18 protein-coding genes are annotated in these 18411 nt (G+C 38.9%); 2 read left to right on the top strand and 16 right to left on the bottom strand.

Annotated elements, in window-relative coordinates; translation table 11 throughout:
• Window positions 1–19: 19 nt before the first annotated feature.
• Both BUA88_RS01935 and BUA88_RS01930 read right to left on the bottom strand, forming a co-directional pair.
• Window positions 20–2482, bottom strand: coding sequence for an amidohydrolase family protein (locus tag BUA88_RS01935; RefSeq protein WP_072911909.1), 2463 nt, complete (start codon window positions 2480–2482; stop codon window positions 20–22).
• A gap of 22 nt (window positions 2483–2504) precedes the next feature.
• Window positions 2505–3323, bottom strand: a complete 819-nt coding sequence (locus tag BUA88_RS01930; RefSeq protein WP_072912603.1) for a TrmH family RNA methyltransferase — start codon at window positions 3321–3323, stop codon at window positions 2505–2507.
• A gap of 98 nt (window positions 3324–3421) precedes the next feature.
• Here BUA88_RS01930 and BUA88_RS01925 point away from each other — a divergent pair, with 98 nt between their 5' ends.
• Window positions 3422–4285 (top strand): DMT family transporter, encoded by an 864-nt coding sequence (locus tag BUA88_RS01925; RefSeq protein WP_072911904.1) that lies wholly within the window; start codon window positions 3422–3424, stop codon window positions 4283–4285.
• On the opposite strand, the gene BUA88_RS01920 is transcribed toward BUA88_RS01925, so the two are convergent.
• The 10 genes from BUA88_RS01920 to BUA88_RS01875 all read right to left on the bottom strand — a co-directional run bounded on the left by BUA88_RS01920 (window position 4286) and on the right by BUA88_RS01875 (window position 10580).
• Window positions 4286–5041, bottom strand: coding sequence for a nucleoside/nucleotide kinase family protein (locus BUA88_RS01920; RefSeq protein ID WP_072911900.1), 756 nt, complete (start codon window positions 5039–5041; stop codon window positions 4286–4288).
• Between the two features lies 1 nt (window position 5042).
• Window positions 5043–6332, bottom strand: a complete 1290-nt coding sequence (locus BUA88_RS01915) for a glycoside hydrolase family 27 protein (RefSeq protein WP_072911896.1) — start codon at window positions 6330–6332, stop codon at window positions 5043–5045.
• A gap of 55 nt (window positions 6333–6387) precedes the next feature.
• On the bottom strand, window positions 6388–6615 hold the full coding sequence (locus BUA88_RS01910; RefSeq protein ID WP_072911892.1) for a purine biosynthesis protein PurH: 228 nt from the start codon (window positions 6613–6615) through the stop codon (window positions 6388–6390).
• A 56-nt stretch (window positions 6616–6671) separates the two neighbouring features.
• Window positions 6672–7076 carry an HI0074 family nucleotidyltransferase substrate-binding subunit gene (locus BUA88_RS01905; protein WP_072911887.1) on the bottom strand — a complete coding sequence of 135 codons (405 nt, stop codon included), beginning with the start codon at window positions 7074–7076 and terminating at the stop codon, window positions 6672–6674.
• Complete coding sequence (locus tag BUA88_RS01900) at window positions 7057–7365, bottom strand: nucleotidyltransferase family protein (RefSeq protein WP_408633786.1); 309 nt, start codon at window positions 7363–7365, stop codon at window positions 7057–7059. Before BUA88_RS01900 ends, BUA88_RS01905 begins: the two co-directional genes overlap by 20 nt.
• Window positions 7366–7462: 97 nt before the next feature.
• Entirely contained in the window at window positions 7463–8155 is a 693-nt protein-coding gene (locus tag BUA88_RS01895) for an LrgB family protein (protein ID WP_072911882.1), read from the bottom strand.
• A complete protein-coding gene (locus BUA88_RS01890) occupies window positions 8155–8514 on the bottom strand; it encodes a CidA/LrgA family protein (RefSeq protein WP_072911878.1) in 360 nt (119 codons plus the stop codon). The genes BUA88_RS01895 and BUA88_RS01890 overlap by 1 nt, the downstream gene beginning before the upstream one ends.
• Before the next feature lie 68 nt (window positions 8515–8582).
• The gene (locus BUA88_RS01885) at window positions 8583–9074 is read right to left on the bottom strand and encodes a hypothetical protein (protein ID WP_072911871.1); all 492 of its coding nucleotides are present in this window, start codon (window positions 9072–9074) and stop codon (window positions 8583–8585) included.
• 2 nt (window positions 9075–9076) lie between these two features.
• Window positions 9077–9775, bottom strand: coding sequence for a precorrin-2 C(20)-methyltransferase (gene cobI, locus BUA88_RS01880; RefSeq protein ID WP_072911866.1), 699 nt, complete (start codon window positions 9773–9775; stop codon window positions 9077–9079).
• Window positions 9776–9839: 64 nt separating this feature from the next.
• Window positions 9840–10580 carry an alpha/beta hydrolase gene (locus BUA88_RS01875; protein ID WP_072911861.1) on the bottom strand — a complete coding sequence of 247 codons (741 nt, stop codon included), beginning with the start codon at window positions 10578–10580 and terminating at the stop codon, window positions 9840–9842.
• 302 nt (window positions 10581–10882) lie between these two features.
• On the opposite strand from BUA88_RS01875, the gene BUA88_RS01870 reads away from it, so the two are divergent.
• The gene (locus BUA88_RS01870; RefSeq protein WP_072911856.1) at window positions 10883–12286 is read left to right on the top strand and encodes an aldehyde dehydrogenase family protein; all 1404 of its coding nucleotides are present in this window, start codon (window positions 10883–10885) and stop codon (window positions 12284–12286) included.
• A 1-nt stretch (window position 12287) separates the two neighbouring features.
• On the opposite strand, the gene BUA88_RS01865 is transcribed toward BUA88_RS01870, so the two are convergent.
• From BUA88_RS01865 to BUA88_RS01850, 4 genes are all read right to left on the bottom strand, one after another.
• Window positions 12288–13463 (bottom strand): aldo/keto reductase, encoded by a 1176-nt coding sequence (locus BUA88_RS01865; RefSeq protein WP_072911843.1) that lies wholly within the window; start codon window positions 13461–13463, stop codon window positions 12288–12290.
• Between the two features lie 57 nt (window positions 13464–13520).
• Window positions 13521–13910, bottom strand: a complete 390-nt coding sequence (locus BUA88_RS01860; RefSeq protein ID WP_072911840.1) for a flavodoxin family protein — start codon at window positions 13908–13910, stop codon at window positions 13521–13523.
• A gap of 182 nt (window positions 13911–14092) precedes the next feature.
• Entirely contained in the window at window positions 14093–17293 is a 3201-nt protein-coding gene (gene carB, locus BUA88_RS01855; RefSeq protein ID WP_072911835.1) for a carbamoyl-phosphate synthase large subunit, read from the bottom strand.
• The gene (locus BUA88_RS01850; protein WP_015550053.1) at window positions 17293–18363 is read right to left on the bottom strand and encodes a carbamoyl phosphate synthase small subunit; all 1071 of its coding nucleotides are present in this window, start codon (window positions 18361–18363) and stop codon (window positions 17293–17295) included. Before BUA88_RS01850 ends, carB begins: the two co-directional genes overlap by 1 nt.
• Window positions 18364–18411: the final 48 nt, after the last annotated feature.

The raw sequence follows: 18411 nt of genomic DNA, 5'->3' as shown, positions 1-18411 counted from the left end.
CACAGAATATTCTGATAGTTTATTTCTGCTCAATGGTACTTTGAAGTTCTTTAATAGTATCGACCAGCTTATTATCACTATCAAAAGAATATACATATCCATGAAGTGACTTTGCCTTCTGCATAAGATTCTTTGAATTTGCCCAGACAAAGATGGCTGATTTACCTTTACCATTCTTTGCCTCCTGGATAAGGTTAGTGGCTGCACTGTTGCCATCGAAGGCTACTACGATAGATGGACGGCGCTCAAAAATCTCGTAGTTAAAGCTTTTATATATCCCCATGCCCTGAGACTCAGTAGATACTCTTACCTTTACCCCTGATTTTTTTATTTTGTCTGCCTCTCGTTTAGTAATAACAGCTGGTACAAAGGAATAAATCCTAAAGCCCTTATCATTATGATCCAGAAGATACTTTTCATAACCAGAAAGCTTATGTCCAATGACGAAGCACACCTCATCAGGACTTAATAATTCCATCAGCTCATCAATCTGCTTAGTAGCATTTTTACTAAGCTTTGTAGAACGACTTTCTGTATTAAAGCTTCCTCCCAAAAGTACTACAGGGAATCTGTCCCATGTAATCTCGGAAATCTGCTCCTTTAATTCTGCATTTGCATCCAGCAGTACTTCGCCTTTAGTCTTCTTTCCCGCAATCTTTACAGTCTGCATCTTTTCTAAAAGTACATCCTCTAAATCTCTGTCTCCAATCAGCTTGGCAAAGGCTGCCTTCTTATCAGAGTATGCCTTCTGGCCCTCTTCTATGATAGTAGCCTCAGCTTCTCTCATCAGCTTAAGCTCTGCATCAGAAAGACCAAGCATCTTCTCAAGAGAAAGCTCTTCTTCTATTGCATCTGTTCCATAAAGTGCGGCACCATCTGTACCCTGAACACATCGAATGCCTTGCTTCAGGTACTGCTTCAATGGATGCTTATCAAGAGAGTTAAGATTGTTCAATCTGACGTTACTTGTAATCTGAAATTCAAGTACTACATTGTTCTCCTTAAGCTCCTTTAATGCCTCTTTTCCCTTCTTACTATTCAAGCTATAAGTATAAAGTCCATGACCTAATCTCATCTTTGGCATAGGCTGTCCCTTAGCCAAAGACTCCTTTACGCATGCAATTGAATGGGCAATGTTATCCTTCTGGCTGTCGTTTTCACCTGCGTGAACACGAATGACAAAGCTTGGATCATTTGCCGCAATCTTTACAATCTCTTTAAATGCAGGCTTCAACTCGATAATATCATTTATCTCCTCACCTACGAAATCGCATCCTGCCACGTATGGGTCAAGAGCTGTAGCCTTAAGTACCTCAAGGTTCTGCTCGAGATAGTTTTCAGGTGTGACTGCATCCTTGATAATGGTAAGCGGAATTCGTCTCATAGCTGCAAGGAAACGGATCATTACGCCAGTCTCCTGATAGATGCTTGGCATAACAGCATGCACCTGTCTAAGCATTTCAATAGATTCGTATTTTTTTACCAAAGTGGTATCACTTATCTCTGCATAATATGTTCCCTGCTTCTTATAGCCTCTTGCGATCCATAAAAGCTTATCCTGGAAAATAGTGTTGGTGCTATACACTGGATTTTCCTTATCACGAAGCATCTGCTGAAGTGTATTCTTAACATCCTCGTCAGGAATCATCTCCACCTTATTAGAAATGCTAATCTTATCCTCATGCTCCACACCCTTACAGAAGACATAACGATAAAGGTATACCTTTTCCAAATTCGTAAATACGGCCTGACCGTCTTTTATAACAGCCAAAGAGCCACGAATCTTTACAATATTATCCTCTGCATTATCCAGATTATTAAGAATAAGATCTGCAAAATTTATAAATGTATTATCATCAATTCTTCTATCAAGGTACTTTCCCTGTAGACCTGATGATACAAACTGTCTGGCTACCTTCTCACGCTGTTCCAACGCTTTTGTCCACTGTGCATCAGTAAGCTTTAAATCCAGCTTCTTAACATAGTAAAGTGGGTATCTAATCTGATGCGATATACCAAGAGCAATCAATACATCTCCCGTAAGATTTCCGTTCATATGAGTATGTAAATCTGCTCTGAATTTGTATTCTCTTCTAATAAAGGTTTTGAAAATAGTCTTACCAACTGGTAAATCAAAATCCTTAGTCTGGCTCATAAGAGTCTTTGCAATTGCAGGAATGGTCGCCTTAACATCAACTGTTCCGTCAGGGCTAATGCTGGCAATCTCCATATCATTAAGACTAAAGATATAGCTTTCCTTATTATTACCATCAATAAAGCAAGGAATCTCTCCCTTGATGACGAGCATTTCATTCTCATCCTTGGTAAGCTCCAAATGACAAGTCTTTGCAATATTTCTAATCAGATTCCCCGTTCCATGATTAGGCGTCTTAAGGATATAGAGCATTCTATCCAAATCCTTATAAAGATTTACAATAATATCCTTTTCTTTATCTAAGAAAAAGCAGGTGAAATATGTCATTTATATACCTCGTTTTAATCTATTATTTCTTGCTGCAAAGTTCCCAGAATGTAACTGCGCTGGCAGCCGCTACATTAAGAGAATCCACTTCATTGTACATAGGAATGATTGTAACATAATCTGATTTCGAAATTGTGTCGTCTTTGATTCCTGTACTTTCTGTGCCAAATACTATGGCTAGCTTATCCTGATTTTTTAATTCAGGTGTGGAAAGTGGAATAGCATTTTCTTTTAATGCCATAGACACTACCTTAAATCCGGCCTGTTGTAAAGTCTCCATATAATCTGAATCCTTTACGAAGTAAGTCCATGGAACCTGAAATACCGTTCCCATAGATACTCTGGCTGCTCTCCTGTAGAAAGGATCTGCGCTTGGATGAGTGAGAAATACAGCTTCCACTCCCAGGGCTGCAGCACTTCTAAATATAGCTCCCACGTTTGTAGGGTTCATTACATCTTCAAGTATTGCTACTCTTTTTGTCTGTGCTAAAAGTTCTGCAGGTTCTGGAAGTGCAGGCCTTCTACATGCAGCCAACACTCCTCTTGTTAGATTGAATCCAGTGATATTGTTAATCACATTTAAAGGCGCCACAAAAACTTTCACGCTATCGTCAATATTTTCAAAAAGTTGACGCACAACTTCAGTTTCAAAGGCTTTTTCTTCCACAAGAAATGCTAAAGCCTCTGCACCTCTGTTTAAAGCTCTCTTTATTACCTCTGGTGTCTCTGCTATAAACACTCCACCATTAGGTTCAAAATAATGATAGAGCTGCGCCTCATTATATTTGGTAAACAGCTCTACACGTTCATCATTTATATCATCAATTCTAATTACTTCCATAAACATTGTTCCTTTTTTTATTTTAGAGTGCTAAAATCGTTTTTATATTTTTATTTTAACGATACTTAGATCTTATTGAAAGGTATAGGATATATTATATGAAGACTTCAAACAATATCAAGGGAATTATCTTTATTCTATTAGCAGCTTTTGGATTTTCCCTTATGACTTTCTTTGTCAGACTTTCTGGAGATTTGCCTACCATGCAAAAGGCATTTTTTAGAAATTCTGTAGCTCTTGTTGTAGCAGGAAGTGTAATCCTGCGCTCAAAAGAAAAATTTGTTATCGGAAAAGGCAACAGGCTTGATGTATTTATGCGCTGCCTCTTTGGCACAATCGGTCTTATTTCCAATTTCTATGCTATCGACCGACTTGGCATTGCTGATGCAAATATGCTTAACAAGCTCTCACCATTTTTTGCAATCCTTTTATCAATCATTATTCTCAAAGAAGTGCCAAACCGCTTTGATATACTGACCACAATAATTGCTTTCATAGGCGCTTTGTTTATTATCCGACCAACAGGCTCTTTCACAGCAGTGTTCCCAGCTCTTATCGGTCTCCTTGGAGGATTCGGCGCAGGAACAGCCTACGTTTTCGTAAGAAAGGTAGGAAAAAAGGGAGTGAAGACTCCAATAATCGTCTTCTGCTTCTCCCTTTTTTCATGTATTGTCACTCTTCCATATTTAATTTTTTACTACACACCTATGAGTGCAAAGCAGCTTCTTTTCCTGATTCTTGCCGGAGTATCTGCATCCCTTGGACAGTTCTCCATTACAAATGCCTATAAATACGCTCCTGCAAAGGAAATCTCTGTATTCGACTATACACAGGTTATTTTCGCAGCCCTTCTTGGAATTATATTCCTTGGGGAAGTACCAGAAGTACTTAGCATCATTGGCTATGCAATCATTATCTGTGTGGCCATCATCAGATGGAATAGAAATAGAAAGCTGGATTAACTAGCTCAAAACTTCATAATCGCATCTGCCATCAGATGTACCTAAGACCTGCAGGATTAAATCTGCTTTTGCTGATTTGGTCAGGCAGGTCTTTACATTTACCATATCGCTGTAATCTACAAAGGCTGTGGCATCCTCCAGGGAATTTCCACTGAGAGCCTTTCTTGCGATAAGACGGTCTCTTAGCGTCTTTTCATCTGCTGTCACAGAGATGGTGTAATCTGCAAATGCTTTAAGCTCATCCCAGCCTGACTCATTTAATAGAAGATAATTTCCCTCTAGGATAACGATGTCCTTTGTTATCGTAATTACGTTATCTACTGGATTGTGAAGTGTTCTGTCATATACAGGCCAGCCACATTCCTTTTCACTGAGGCACTTTTTGATGCGCTCTTTGAAAAGCTCTAGATCAAAGGTCTCTGGTGCACCCTTAACCTTTACCATAGGGATTACCTGACCATCCCTTACTGTGGTATGACTGGTGAGATATTCCTGTCTCCGATGAAATCCATCCATTCCAATGGTCTGGATTTCTGCTACACCCTCTGTCTCCTTTGAAAGCTTTTCAAGGAAGCTTACCAGTGTGCTCTTCCCAGCCCCCGGAGGAGCTGCAAGCATCACAAGAATCCTTCTTCCCTTAGCCTGCTGCAACTCTGTTAGCTTTTTTAGAAGAGGAATAAAAATATTATTTACAGCATCTTCACTGTAATTTGCTTTTACATCAAGTCCATTTATATTTACGTTATAGTCAATCATCTTATTTAAATGCCTTTACGCCATGTGGTGGTATTGTAAGCTTTAAGATTTGTCCTGATTCTACATAAGACTTGGACCAAATCTCCTTAAAGTGATAAATCTCTTTGCTGTCGTCAAAAATAGTATTCAGATCAATCTCAAACTCTTTGTACTCATCAGATAGATTAAATACCGCAAATACGGTTTTCTCAAGAGCTTTATTCTGAGATTTCCAGATAGCATATCTGTCATCGCGATATACCTGAGCTGCCTTCCAGCCATCCTTCATAAGCTCCAGTAAATCTTCGTTGATAAGCACTGACAAATCTCCATCTGTCATCTTGGTAAGCTCTCCACCAATCATAAGAGGTGAACGGAACATACACCAAAGAGTCATCATAGTCATAAGCTCGTCATAGTTGAAGTTTGATAATCTTTCTTCACCAAAGCCTGCACCTACAGTACCTACTGGAAGCATATCGCAGTCTGGAAAACAACCAGCCTTCACATGATCCTGCCACATTTCACAGCGCCAAAACATGTTCTTAAGAAGCTCCCACTTATCCCAGAAATCGTCAGTAATACGCCACATATTAGCATTGTCACAATAATGGAATGCCTTATCGATGTGAGCTGGTCCTGGAGAAAGACTTAAGACGATGTTTCTACCAGTCTTCATGATAGCCTCATGAAGCATTCTTGTCTCATGCCATCCACTGAAGTGCTCATCCCTGTACATCCATGAATCGCAGATGTCATCGCACTTGATAAAATCTACGCCCCAATCTGCATACATCTGGATAAGTGAATCATAGTATGCCTGACCTTCGATAACATTTCTCACGCCATACATATCTGGATTCCATCCACAGATGCTACCTGGGTCTGCAATGTCAGCTGCTGTTACATTTGTTCCAAAAACAGGAAGATGACGCTCTGCTGCTGCACGAGGAATACCACGCATGATGTGAATTCCAAACTTCAATCCAAGGTTGTGACAGTAGTCCGCCAATGGCTTAAAACCTGCACCGTTCTTTGATGATGGGAATCTTGAAGGGCTAGGAATAAATCTGCCATACTCATCCATCTCATCATCGCCAAATGGAATATACTGATGCTCGTATCTTTTGGTACCGGCATCATTCGAATACCACTCAATATCAACTACAATATACTCATAGCCAAACTTCTTTAAATGCTTTGCCATGTAGTCGGCATTAGCCTTCACCTGTTCTTCGTTTACAGTAGTATCATAGTAGTCGTAGCTGTTCCATCCCATTGGTGGTGTAATAGCAAAATCATTTTTGTTCATCTCATCCTTCTCCTTCAAGCAAAAAAACTAGTTAACTGTAAAACCCTTATATTATTTACATAACGCAGCTGCCGCCACGTGACTCCATATCCATATCTTTTACGTATCTGGCATTGAACTCCATGTTAATTTCGCGAAGCTCCTTCTTTCCTTCAATGTATTCCTGATACATCTCTGCAAGACCTGCCATGCACCCATCACAATTTGCCTCTATATTTCCAAGAGAATCCTTTACAATCTGCTCTCTTTCTTCTCTTGTAGTATCTTTAATTAAATATGACATAAAGTATATCCTTTCTATTAAACAATGGAACTCTAGGTATTACTAGAGTTCCCATTTTATTCCTTATAGTATTTTTCGATGTCCATAACCAGCGATTCTATAAGCACATAATAATCTCCAATTATATCATCATAATACCTAAGAGCAACCTGGCCATCATAATCATGTGCTAATGTATTTCTGACTCTTAACATATCCATCCATCTGTCATCATTTATTAGTCCAACAGAAAATGCAGACTTAAGTGTCTCCCTTGGTGAGCCTGCAGCAAAATCAGTTAAACCAAATTCCTGTGTTACAAGCTCTTTCATTACCTTCCAGGATAAATCAAACGTAAGATTGAAATTCTGGACTGTAGCTGGTAGAACAAATGGAGCATCTTTATCCTGACCTCTGGACATTCTTAAATTAGCTAGACTTTTACACAAACTCTGGTATCTATTAAAATATTTGCTTTCCATATTTGTCCATATCCTCTCTTAAGTATTCGCTACACACTTCATCATAATTGAATATATCTATTTTACGGAGTGTAGGAATATTTTCAACTTCCTCTTCGAAAGCATTTATATCTTCACAACCATATATAATAAAATCTATATCACTGGTTTCTGTCTGTGTTCCTCTTGCAAATGAACCAAATAAATCTAATCTCTTAACATTATACTTGTGGGCTATAGCTGTTACACGCTCTACTATTTCCTCAGCAGACATAATATTTCGTTTAGTCATCTCTGAATCCTCCCACAATATTTTACTATTATTTTAATACTAATTCCATGTCAATCTCAATGAAATAATAATCAGCAATAGAACATGTGTAGAAAAACAGTATAATCAGAATTATTTATATTAATCCTGCAAATACAGAGGCAAGTAGAACAGTTAGTATACCAGCTACTGCGATTGACAGAGAGCTCATAGCTCCTTCAACGTCACCAATCTCCATAGCCTTTGCTGTTCCAATGGCATGAGCAGCGGTTCCAAATGCAAGTCCCTTTGAAATAGGCTCGTGGATTCTGAAAATCTTACAAATGAACTCACCCATTATGTTGCCAAGAACGCCTGTAATAACAATAACTGCAACTGTGATAGTAACATATCCACCAAGCTCCTCAGATACACCCATTCCAATGGCTGTAGTGATAGACTTTGGAAGAAGGGTTACATAATTTTCGTGATCAAGTCCCATAAGCTTTGAAAGAGCAAATACTGTAACAAGGCTTGTGATAACCCCTGAAGTAACTCCTAGGATAACTGCCTTTGCATTGTTCTTCAATAACTCCCACTCTTCATAAAGAGGAATGGCAAGACATACTGTAGCTGGAGTTAAAAACCAGCTAAGATATTTTGCTCCTTCATTGTAGGTCTCATAATCAACATGACCACCTACAAGGAAAAGAATTGTAACTACTATAGAAATAAGAAGTGGATTAAACAATCCAAATCCAAACTTCTTCTTTAACGCTGCACCTAAACCATATGCAACAAGACTGATTGTGACTCCAGCATAAGCACTGGTCTGCATAAATTCACTCATTATTTTGTCTCCCCCTTACTCTTCTTTATAATGAATTGGGAAACAATTCCCGTAGATGCCATAACAGTAAATATCGTAATTACGGTAATAACTGAAACTGGTAAAAGCACAGGCTGAAGAACGCTCCATGAAGACATGAGACCTACTCCTGCTGGAATAAACATAACAGGCATGATTTCAATCAGAAATTTACCTGCATCTCTAACCTGCTCAAGCTTAATTACACCTGTAAGTAATAAAATAAACATAAGCACCATTCCATAAATACTTGCTGGAATAGGGAATGGCAAAACACTTTTAAGAATTTCACCAATCAGTGAAATCGCTAAAATTATCAAAAACTGTTTTAAAAACTTCATTGCTCTACCTCTTCAAAAAAAATTAGGGCTAAAGATTATCCTCCCTAGCCCCTGCTTAATTATACTACTTATTTTTTGTATGATTGTCCTTTTTCAAGTACTATCCGCTTCATTCTCTCATCAAGCTCATGATATACAGTTGTAAGTGGCCATGGCATAAGAGTAATATACTCTCTGTCCCCAGGTTCTAGCCTTTCAAGAAATGCCTTAAAGTCTTCTGTATTCTTGTAAAGCTCTTTACCAAATTCACACTGGACATACTCTTTATCAGCATTATCAACAGTTTCAGTAACTCTTCTAAAGCTTATTCGCCCAAATTCATCCTGTTCCTTTACAAAGGATGCTTTTTCATAGACAGGCTTTGGCTCCTCTAAAGAAATCTTACCTATGTTGAGATAATGCTCCCACATGTACTGGGCAATTCTTTCCTTTGAAATAGGATAATTGATTTCCTCCGCTATTTTGCTGATGGAATATCCCAAATCAGCCAAATGACGAACTGCACCACCTGCAGCCGCATCATTTATGAAATTCCCCAAAGCCTTGTTGAATTCCTTCAATTTTACACCTTATCCTTAATAATGATTGTCATCATATATTTAGAATCATCAGGAATCATAATTGCACCATTAAAAATCTGCTCTGTCTCCATGCCACAGTCTACTACCGCATATACAGATATTTTATCAGCCTGTTCCTTTTCAAGAAGACGTTCTTTAATACTGGCCACATTTCTACCACTTTTCATAATTATTTTTGTGCCAGAAAGCTTTAACTCTTCATCCAGATTTCCCTGACCAGAAATAATATGAATGTTTTCATCTCTCTCGCTAAGAAGAATTCCTGCTGCTGCAGCAGACCCACAGAAAGAAGTGATACCATTAATAATCTCTACTTCTATGCCATCCTTCTTTGCAAGCTTCATTATATAACCAAATGTTGAATAAACTGTGGGGTCTCCAATGGTAAGAAAGGCAAGGTTATAGCCATCCATAATAAGTTGCCTGTACTTCTCATAAAATTCTGCATGCATCTTCACAAGAGCATCTTCATCCCTTGTCATTTCAAAATCAAAGCTTATTGTTTTTTTATATTTTAGCTCTGGCACTGCAGGAAGTGCTATCTGAAAAGCACGGCACTCATACTTATCTGCCTTTGGAAGACAAATAACATCCGCCTCTTTTATTGCCCTGACTGCTCTAAGAGTAAGCATCTCAGGATCACCTGGTCCTACACCTATTCCATACAATATTCCCGCCATAGGATACTCCTTAATTCATTCCAATGTTTGGTTTTTTATCTCCAATGTTTGATTTTCTTTGGTTCTAGTCTAGCTCTCTAACAAAATTCTGAACAGCCTTTACCACTAAATCTAAATGGCTACCATAACAATGGTCCTCGCCTTTTATTAACTCTAATTTACAATTAGAGAACTTTTTTGCAGCTTCAATACTTTCCTGCACTGGCACAGCCTCGTCTGCATCTCCGTGTACGATTAAAACTGGTCCTTTAAATTTCTTTATAGCTGCATCTAAATCAATTGACTGAGCTACTCTAATATAGTTTCCGCTAAGGGTTCTGTCATCCCATGAAATCAGCTGATCTGGGATGTTCTCTGGATCAAATGGCTGTCCTAATAATTCACCCTCTTTTGCACCCTTGATTATAACGTAAGCAGGTGAAAGTGGCATAAGAGCCTTTACTGTATCTCTTAACATCGCTGCTGCAAGTGTAACAGCAAGTCCTCCCTGTGAGTGTCCGCAGATGTACATATCAGTAACAAAATCTAATTTCTTAGCATAATCTACTACAGCCAAAATATTATTGAGCCACTTGTAAAGATTGTGCTCCCTGAATTCTCCATCGCTATTTCCATGGCCATATAAATCTACTCTAAGTGTAGCAACACCGATTTCATTTAATCCCTTTGCTACCGCAACAATATGGTCTTCCTCAATGTGACCTGTAAATCCGTGAAACACAAGGCAAAGTGGACATTTCTTTACATCCCCTACAGGCATATCAAGCTTAGCATTTAACTTAATTCCATCATCTGTAATATACATTATTATTCTCCTCTTTTTTAAGATGTTATTATAATATCACATCATTTCTAGCATTATACGTAATAAAATGTCCTGCTCTATTCCAATTTTTGTCAGATTGTATTTAAAAATCAAATATTATTGCTAAGACTTGGCCTTGTCTTTATGGAAAATATAAACCTTTTTTAAAATTTACAAATATTCCACAATTATTTTAGGGTATACCATAATCTATGTGGTAATATGAACACATATAGTACCTTTATACAAACAAAAATGTTTGTTTCAAATCTTTAGTTTAAAGTAATCTATGAGGAAACAATATGTACACTAATTCAGATATCAAAAAAATAGTCGATTCACAAAGAGCTTTCTTTCTATCTGGAACAACCTTGGACATAAACTGGCGTCTTGATAAATTAAAAAGACTAAAAATGGCTGTCATATGTAATAGAGAAAAATTAGAGCAGGCACTTTTTGAAGATTTAGGCCGTGCTCCAATGGAAGCTTATTTTTGCGATATTGGAAGTCTTATATTAGAAATAAATGAAACTATTAAGGGATTAAAAAAATGGGCAAAGCCTGAAACTCATTTTAGTGGAATCCATTGTTTTCCAAGCATTATTACGAAGGTATACAAAGTTCCATACGGAGTTTCTTTAATTATAAGTCCATTTAATTTTCCTGTTATACTTTCTCTTGGTGTACTGACTGCCGCTATAGCTGGAGGAAATACCGCTATCATTAAGGCAAGTTCAAAATCTCCTGCCTGCACAAAAGCTTTAAAAGAAATAATAAGTGAAACTTTTTCAGAGGAATACATCACTCTCATAGATGGAGGCCATGATGTTGCTGATATGTGTCTAGCTCAGCGTTTTGACAAAATATTTTACACTGGTTCTCCTAGGGTTGGGGTCCATGTACTTCAGGAAGCGGCTAAAAATCTTACTTCTACCGCTCTTGAGCTTGGTGGTGAAACTGGAAACTGGTGCATTATCAGAAAGGATGCCAATCTAAAGGATGCCGCCAGAAAGATTGCCTTTTTCAAAGCTCTTAACAGTGGACAAATCTGTATCAATATAAATCAGGTTGCTGTGGCAAATGAGGTAGCTGAGGCATTCATAGAAGAACTAAAGCAGGCTTTCATAAATCAGCTTGGTGAAAATGCTACATTAAATGAAGAATATCCACACCTTATAAATGAAGCAGCTTATAACAAATGCGCTTCTAGTGCAGAAGCTTATAAAGAAAAAATAGTATTTGGAGGTTTTGGGGATAGGGATACTTTAAAATTCTCCCCTACTATTTTATATCCAATAGATATTAATGAAGAAATTGTTAGGCGGGAACTGTTCTGCCCTCTTCTTCCTATAGTACCTTTCACAGATTCCCAGATAGATGAACTGTTAGATACTATTTCAAAAAGAGAAAAAGGACTGTCCCTCTACGTATTTACGAAGGACATAGCCTGGGCAAAAAATGTGATGCAAAAAATTCAATTTGGTGGAGGATGCATAAATGAAGTATGCCTTCATATGATGGTAAAGGGCGTTCCATTTAATGGCGTGGGACATTCTGGAATGGGTGCTTACCACGGTAAATGGGGCTTTATGGAATTTACCCATCCTCAGACCGTCCTAATTGGTTCCACCATATTTAATCTGTCTATGAGAGAGCATCCTTACTCTCATAGAAAAAATAAGCTTGTCGAACTCTTTGAAAGATAGGTTATTTTACCAAGATCTTTCTAGCTATATCTATACCAATTTTATATGGCAGGGGTCTCAGATCCCTGTCAGCTTCTTTTAACTTTTCTCTGATGCTAATGTGCTGAGGACAGTGCTGTTCGCATTTGCCACATCCAATACACTGACTGGCAAATCCCGGCTCCTTCCTCAAGCCCATATTCTGAGCAAACTCAAATCTGGCTGCTGATTTCTTCTCCATATACATTAGATTGTAGTAATGGAAATTACCTGGAATATCCACACCTTTAGGACATGGCATACAATATCTACATCCAGTACAGCCTACCTTTTCTCGCTCCTTGATGATAGTTTTTATTTTCTCTACTAATTCAAAATCGCCATCAGTAAAATCATTAACCTGAGTTTCTGATGCAATCCTTATGTTCTCATCAAGCATCTCAATGGAATTCATTCCTGATAAAACACAGGTAACCTCTGGCTGATTCCATAGCCACTTTAAGCCAAGCTCTGCGGGAGTATAGCTCTTATCATGCTTTCTAAGTTCTTCCTTTGCTTTTTCAGGAAGATTTACAAGCTTTCCTCCACGAAGAGGCTCCATTATCACTACCGGAATACCTTTTTCAGCTGCTGCATGTAATCCTTTTTTTCCAGCCTGGGAATTTTCATCCAGATAATTATACTGAATCTGACAGAAGTCCCAATCAAATGCATTTAGAATCCTAAGGAACATGTCAGTATCCCCATGATAAGAAAAACCTATATTTCTAATCTCTCCAGAATCCTTCTTATCTTTAATCCACTGTTCGATTCCTAGAGTCTGAAGATGCTCCCATTCACTGAAATCAGTAAACATGTGCATCAAATAATAATCTATATAGGTGGTTCGAAGGCGACTAAGCTCCTCTTTAAAGGTCTTTTCAATCTGCTTATCAGAACGCATAAGATACTGGGGCAGCTTTGTGGCAATTTTTACCTTTTCTCTATTCTTTGATTCCTCTAGAATACGCCCTAAACATTCCTCACTACCTGGATAGATATATGCTGTATCGAAGTAATTGATTCCGGAATCTATGGCATGTAAAATCTCACCCTTAGTTTTTTCATAGTCAATTATAGTGCCTTTTTTGGTAAACCTCATACAGCCATAACCTAGCTGTGAAATAGCATCCCCATTTTTGTCATTTCTGTATCTCATCCCATCCTTCTCCTTTTAAAGGTAATTCTACTAGATTTCAAAAACCTTTTATTAATCTTATATGAACTTTTTAGCAAATTCCTCAGCCTGCTTTAATTGATTATCATTTGGTTTATTTCTAAAATAGCAGGCTTCTTCCTCTACCTGGATTCCCTTTTCTTTAAGTGCTTTCTTAATCAAATCTATTGAGTGCTTTGAAATCCAAGAAGTAGAAAATACAACTGCCTTCTTTACTTTCTTTCCATCGATTCCTGCTAAGTAGTTGTTCATCTCCTTATCAAGACCATATGCATATAATGCGCCACCGATAAATAAAACATCTATATCTTCTGTAATCTTTGCGCTGTCCTCATCTACAGAAATTGGAAGCACACCTGCACCTCTTCCTATAGCCTCAGCAAGAAGCTTTGTATTACCTGATTTTGAATAGTATCTAACTGCAACCATAATTTACCTCCTATGAGTGAATCGTTTTTATTATACTATTTAATTGTGCGCAATCTATATTTTTTAATATACAACCCCTTTATATATATGTCAAGCAATTAAACCGTGCTTATGGATTTTTTTGATAAAAAAAAGCTATCTTGCATTCAAATCGAACAAGATAGCTTTTGAGTTTTATCTTTTTATATCTTTGCTACATCAACAAGTGTGTACTCTGTTGTAGCACTTTCAAGTGAAGTTGCAAGAGCCACTGCGGTATCCATAGCTGTGATACAGTTGATACCAGTCTCGATGGCATTTCTTCTGATTAAGAATCCATCTCTTGTCTTATCACCGTGACCCTGAGTTGGTGTGTCGATTACAAGATCAATCTTGTGACCAAGGATTAAGTCCATAACGTTTGGAGATTCCTGAGTAATCTTGTTAACCTGGCGACATTCCACTCCACCATTCTGTAAATACTTAGCTGTAGAACGTGTAGCATAGATTGTATAACCAAGCTTCTCAAATCTCTTTGCCACCTCAAGAGCTTCTGGCTTGTCGGCATCCTTTACTGTTATAATCATCTGCTTGTGCTTTGGAAGAACTACTCCTGCACCAAGGAATGCCTTGTAAAGAGCCTCTTCAAAAGTCTTTGCGATACCTAAGCACTCACCAGTTGACTTCATTTCTGGTCCCAAGCTAATCTCAGCACCACGAAGCTTCTCGAAGGAGAATACTGGCATCTTAATTGCAATGTAATCTGCCTCTGGCTGAAGTCCCGGCTTGTATCCCATATCAGTAATCTTGTGACCAAGAATTGCCTTTGCAGCAAGGTCAACGATTGGAATACCTGTAACCTTACTGATGTAAGGAACTGTACGTGAGCTTCGAGGGTTAACCTCGATTACATAAACCTCTCCGTCCATGGCGATGAACTGGATGTTAATCATACCAAGTACGTGAAGCGCCTTTGCAAGTCGCTCTGTGTAATCTACAATCTTATCTTTTATATCCTGGTTGATTGTATGAGCTGGATATACCGAAATACTATCTCCTGAGTGGATACCAGTACGCTCGATATGCTCCATGATACCAGGAATAAGGATGTTCTCTCCGTCGCAGATGGCATCAACCTCAATCTCCTTACCCTGTAAGTACTTATCTACAAGGATTGGATGATCCTGAGCAATCTGATTGATGATGTCCATGAACTTCTCGATTTCTTCATCGTTGAATGCAATCTGCATACCCTGTCCACCAAGTACATATGAAGGACGAACAAGCACTGGATAACCGAGTCTGTTTGCAACTTCCTTTGCTTCCTCGGCTGTGAAGACTGTTCCACCTGCTGCACGAGGAATCTGTGTCTTTTCAAGAATCTCATCGAAGAGCTCTCTATCCTCTGCTGCATCAACATCCTCTGCTTTTGTACCGAGGATTGGCACACCGATTTTCATAAGGTGTTCTGTAAGCTTGATAGCTGTCTGGCCACCGAACTGTACGATAGCTCCATCTGGCTTTTCAAGATTTACGATTGATTCTACATCCTCGTTTGTAAGAGGCTCGAAGTAAAGCTTGTCAGCAATATCAAAATCTGTAGAAACTGTCTCTGGGTTGTTGTTTACAATAACTGTCTCCCAGCCTTCCTTTGCAAATGCCCATGTAGCATGAACTGAACAGTAGTCGAACTCAACACCCTGTCCGATACGAATAGGACCAGAACCAAGAACAAGAACCTTCTTGCGGTCATTAGTCTTAACTGCTTCGTTCTCACTACCGTATACACTGTAGTAGTAAGGAGTCATGGCATCAAACTCTGCTGCACAGGTATCAACCATCTTGTAAGCAGCCACGATGCCGTTGTCGTAACGCATCTTTCTAACTTCTTCCTCAGTCATCTTGCCATTCAAATGAGCGATGACATTATCTGGGAACTCGATTCTCTTTGCTTCCTTAAGAAGCTCTACTGTAAGCTCTTCCTGCTGAAGTCTAAGCTCCATTTCTACAAGAATCTTAATCTTATCAATGAACCACATATCAATCTTTGTGATATTGTGAATGGTTTCATATGAAGCTCCACGTCTAAGTGCCTCTGCAATACAATATATTCTTCTATCATCTACTACTGTAAGTGCTTCTTCCAGCTCCTCATCTGTCATATCGCAGAAATCGTAGCTTAAAAGTGAATCTACATGCTGCTCCAATGAGCGGATGGCCTTCATAAGAGCACCCTCGAAATTGTTGCAGATAGACATTACCTCGCCAGTAGCCTTCATCTGAGTTGTAAGAGCTCTTGTTGCGGTGATGAACTTATCAAATGGCAATCTAGGTATCTTTACAACACAGTAATCAAGCATTGGTTCGAAGCTGGCGAAGGTCTTCTTTGTGATTGCATTTGGAATCTCATCAAGTGTGTAGCCAAGAGCAATCTTTGCAGCAACCTTTGCGATTGGGTAACCAGTTGCCTTTGATGCAAGAGCAGATGAACGAGATACACGTGGGTTTACCTCAATAACGCAGTATTCGAAGCTCTCAGGATGAAGAGCATATTGTACGTTACATCCACCTGTGATACCAAGCTCGTCGATAATACGAAGTGCAGATGTACGAAGCATCTGATATTCCTTATCACCAAGTGTCTGTGATGGAGCAACTACGATTGAATCACCTGTGTGCACACCAACTGGGTCGATGTTTTCCATATTACAAACTGTGATGCAGTTGCCATTGGCATCACGCATTACCTCGTACTCGATTTCCTTCCAGCCCGCAATACATCTTTCTACAAGTACCTCGTGTACACGTGAAAGACGAAGACCGTTTGTAAGAATCTCAACAAGCTCTGTCTGGTTGTGAGCGATACCACCGCCTGAACCTCCAAGTGTGTAAGCTGGTCTTAAAACTACTGGGTATCCGATAGTATTAGTAAACTTGATTCCATCCTCTACTGTATTTACAACGAGTGAAGCTGCAACAGGCTCACCAAGCTTTTCCATAGTGTCCTTGAATGCCTGTCTATCTTCTGCTCTAAAGATTGTCTCTGCTGTGGTACCGATAAGCTTTACACCATGCTCCTCAAGAAATCCTGATTCAGCAAGCTCCATACCAAGGTTAAGTCCAGCCTGTCCTCCAAGTGTTGGAAGAAGTGAATCTGGCTTTTCCTTAATAATAATCTGCTTTAAAACATCTACTGTAAGAGGCTCGATGTATACCTGATCTGCAATTTCCTTGTCAGTCATAATGGTAGCTGGATTTGAATTTACCAGACATACCTCCATGCCCTCTTCCTTAAGTGAACGGCAAGCTTGAGTTCCAGCATAGTCGAACTCCGCCGCCTGTCCAATGACGATAGGACCAGAGCCAATCACCATTACTTTCTTAATGTCACTTCTCTTTGGCATTACTGCTCTCCTCCCATCATCTTAATAAATCTATCAAATAAGTATCCACTGTCCTGTGGTCCTGGGCAAGCCTCAGGATGGAACTGAACAGTGAAGATATTCTTTCCTGTGTATTTAAGCCCTTCATTTGTACCGTCGTTTACATTTACAAATGCAGGAACTGCAATCTTTTCATCAAGTCCGTCTGTATCTACTACGTAACCGTGGTTCTGCGATGAAATGTAAACCTTGCCAGTCTCCAAATCCTTAACAGGATGATTTCCGCCTCTGTGGCCGTACTTAAGCTTATGTGTATCAAGTCCATTTGCAAGAGCCATCAACTGATGGCCAAGACAGATTGCAAAGATAGGCACCTCACTGTCATAAAGCTTTTTAACCTCATCAATGATAGGTCCACAATCCTTTGGATCTCCAGGTCCGTTTGAAAGCATAATTCCGTCTGGATTTCCTGCTAAGATTTCCTTAGCTGTTGTGTGAGCAGGATAAATTGTAACCTCACAGCCTCTATCATTAAGTGATTTCGCAATATTTTTCTTTGCACCAAAATCTAAAAGTGCAACTTTCTTACCATTACCCTTCATTACCGATTTTTCACGACAGGTAACCTTAGATACTACATCGCCAGTTGCGTATGCTGTAAGCTTTGGTTTGATTTCTTCGAAATTATAATTTTCGTTTGTTGTAATCATTCCATTCATAGTTCCGCGGTCACGCAATATCTTTGTAAGGGCACGTGTATCAATACCTGAGATACCAGTGATGTTGTGCTTTACCAAAAAGTCCTGAATGGTTCCCTTACAGCGGAAGTTTGAAGGAATTCTGCTAAGCTCTCTCACGATAAATCCATCTGGCCAAGGACGTGAACTTTCCATATCATCAGTAATACCGTAATTACCAATAAGTGGATAAGTCATACATACCGCCTGACCTGCGTAAGAAGGATCAGTAAGAACCTCAAGGTAACCTGTCATAGAAGTATTGAATACTATCTCGCTGACAACCTCTCTTGTGGAACCGATGCTTGTTCCCTCAAAAACTGTACCATCTTCCAAAATTAAAAATGCTTTCATCTTTCCTCTTTTCTACCCTTTTGATTTTTATAAAAATCCAAGGTATGG

Source organism: Pseudobutyrivibrio xylanivorans DSM 14809, from assembly GCF_900141825.1.
GTDB lineage: Bacteria > Bacillota > Clostridia > Lachnospirales > Lachnospiraceae > Pseudobutyrivibrio > Pseudobutyrivibrio xylanivorans.
The sequence above is the reverse complement of the archived record's forward strand: the minus strand, read 5'-3'. Positions and strand labels throughout refer to the sequence as shown.

Coding starts and splice junctions, on each gene's coding strand:
- BUA88_RS01865 (WP_072911843.1), bottom strand. CDS start 13,463: ATGAGATACAGAAATGACAAAAATGGGGATGCTATTTCACAGCTAGGT.
- BUA88_RS01935 (WP_072911909.1), bottom strand. CDS start 2,482: ATGACATATTTCACCTGCTTTTTCTTAGATAAAGAAAAGGATATTATT.
- BUA88_RS01920 (WP_072911900.1), bottom strand. CDS start 5,041: ATGATTGACTATAACGTAAATATAAATGGACTTGATGTAAAAGCAAAT.
- BUA88_RS01915 (WP_072911896.1), bottom strand. CDS start 6,332: ATGAACAAAAATGATTTTGCTATTACACCACCAATGGGATGGAACAGC.
- BUA88_RS01905 (WP_072911887.1), bottom strand. CDS start 7,076: ATGGAAAGCAAATATTTTAATAGATACCAGAGTTTGTGTAAAAGTCTA.
- BUA88_RS01850 (WP_015550053.1), bottom strand. CDS start 18,363: ATGAAAGCATTTTTAATTTTGGAAGATGGTACAGTTTTTGAGGGAACA.
- BUA88_RS01910 (WP_072911892.1), bottom strand. CDS start 6,615: ATGTCATATTTAATTAAAGATACTACAAGAGAAGAAAGAGAGCAGATT.
- BUA88_RS01860 (WP_072911840.1), bottom strand. CDS start 13,910: ATGGTTGCAGTTAGATACTATTCAAAATCAGGTAATACAAAGCTTCTT.
- BUA88_RS01870 (WP_072911856.1), top strand. CDS start 10,883: ATGTACACTAATTCAGATATCAAAAAAATAGTCGATTCACAAAGAGCT.
- cobI (WP_072911866.1), bottom strand. CDS start 9,775: ATGGCGGGAATATTGTATGGAATAGGTGTAGGACCAGGTGATCCTGAG.
- BUA88_RS01930 (WP_072912603.1), bottom strand. CDS start 3,323: ATGGAAGTAATTAGAATTGATGATATAAATGATGAACGTGTAGAGCTG.
- BUA88_RS01875 (WP_072911861.1), bottom strand. CDS start 10,580: ATGTATATTACAGATGATGGAATTAAGTTAAATGCTAAGCTTGATATG.
- carB (WP_072911835.1), bottom strand. CDS start 17,293: ATGCCAAAGAGAAGTGACATTAAGAAAGTAATGGTGATTGGCTCTGGT.
- BUA88_RS01925 (WP_072911904.1), top strand. CDS start 3,422: ATGAAGACTTCAAACAATATCAAGGGAATTATCTTTATTCTATTAGCA.
- BUA88_RS01895 (WP_072911882.1), bottom strand. CDS start 8,155: ATGAGTGAATTTATGCAGACCAGTGCTTATGCTGGAGTCACAATCAGT.
- BUA88_RS01890 (WP_072911878.1), bottom strand. CDS start 8,514: ATGAAGTTTTTAAAACAGTTTTTGATAATTTTAGCGATTTCACTGATT.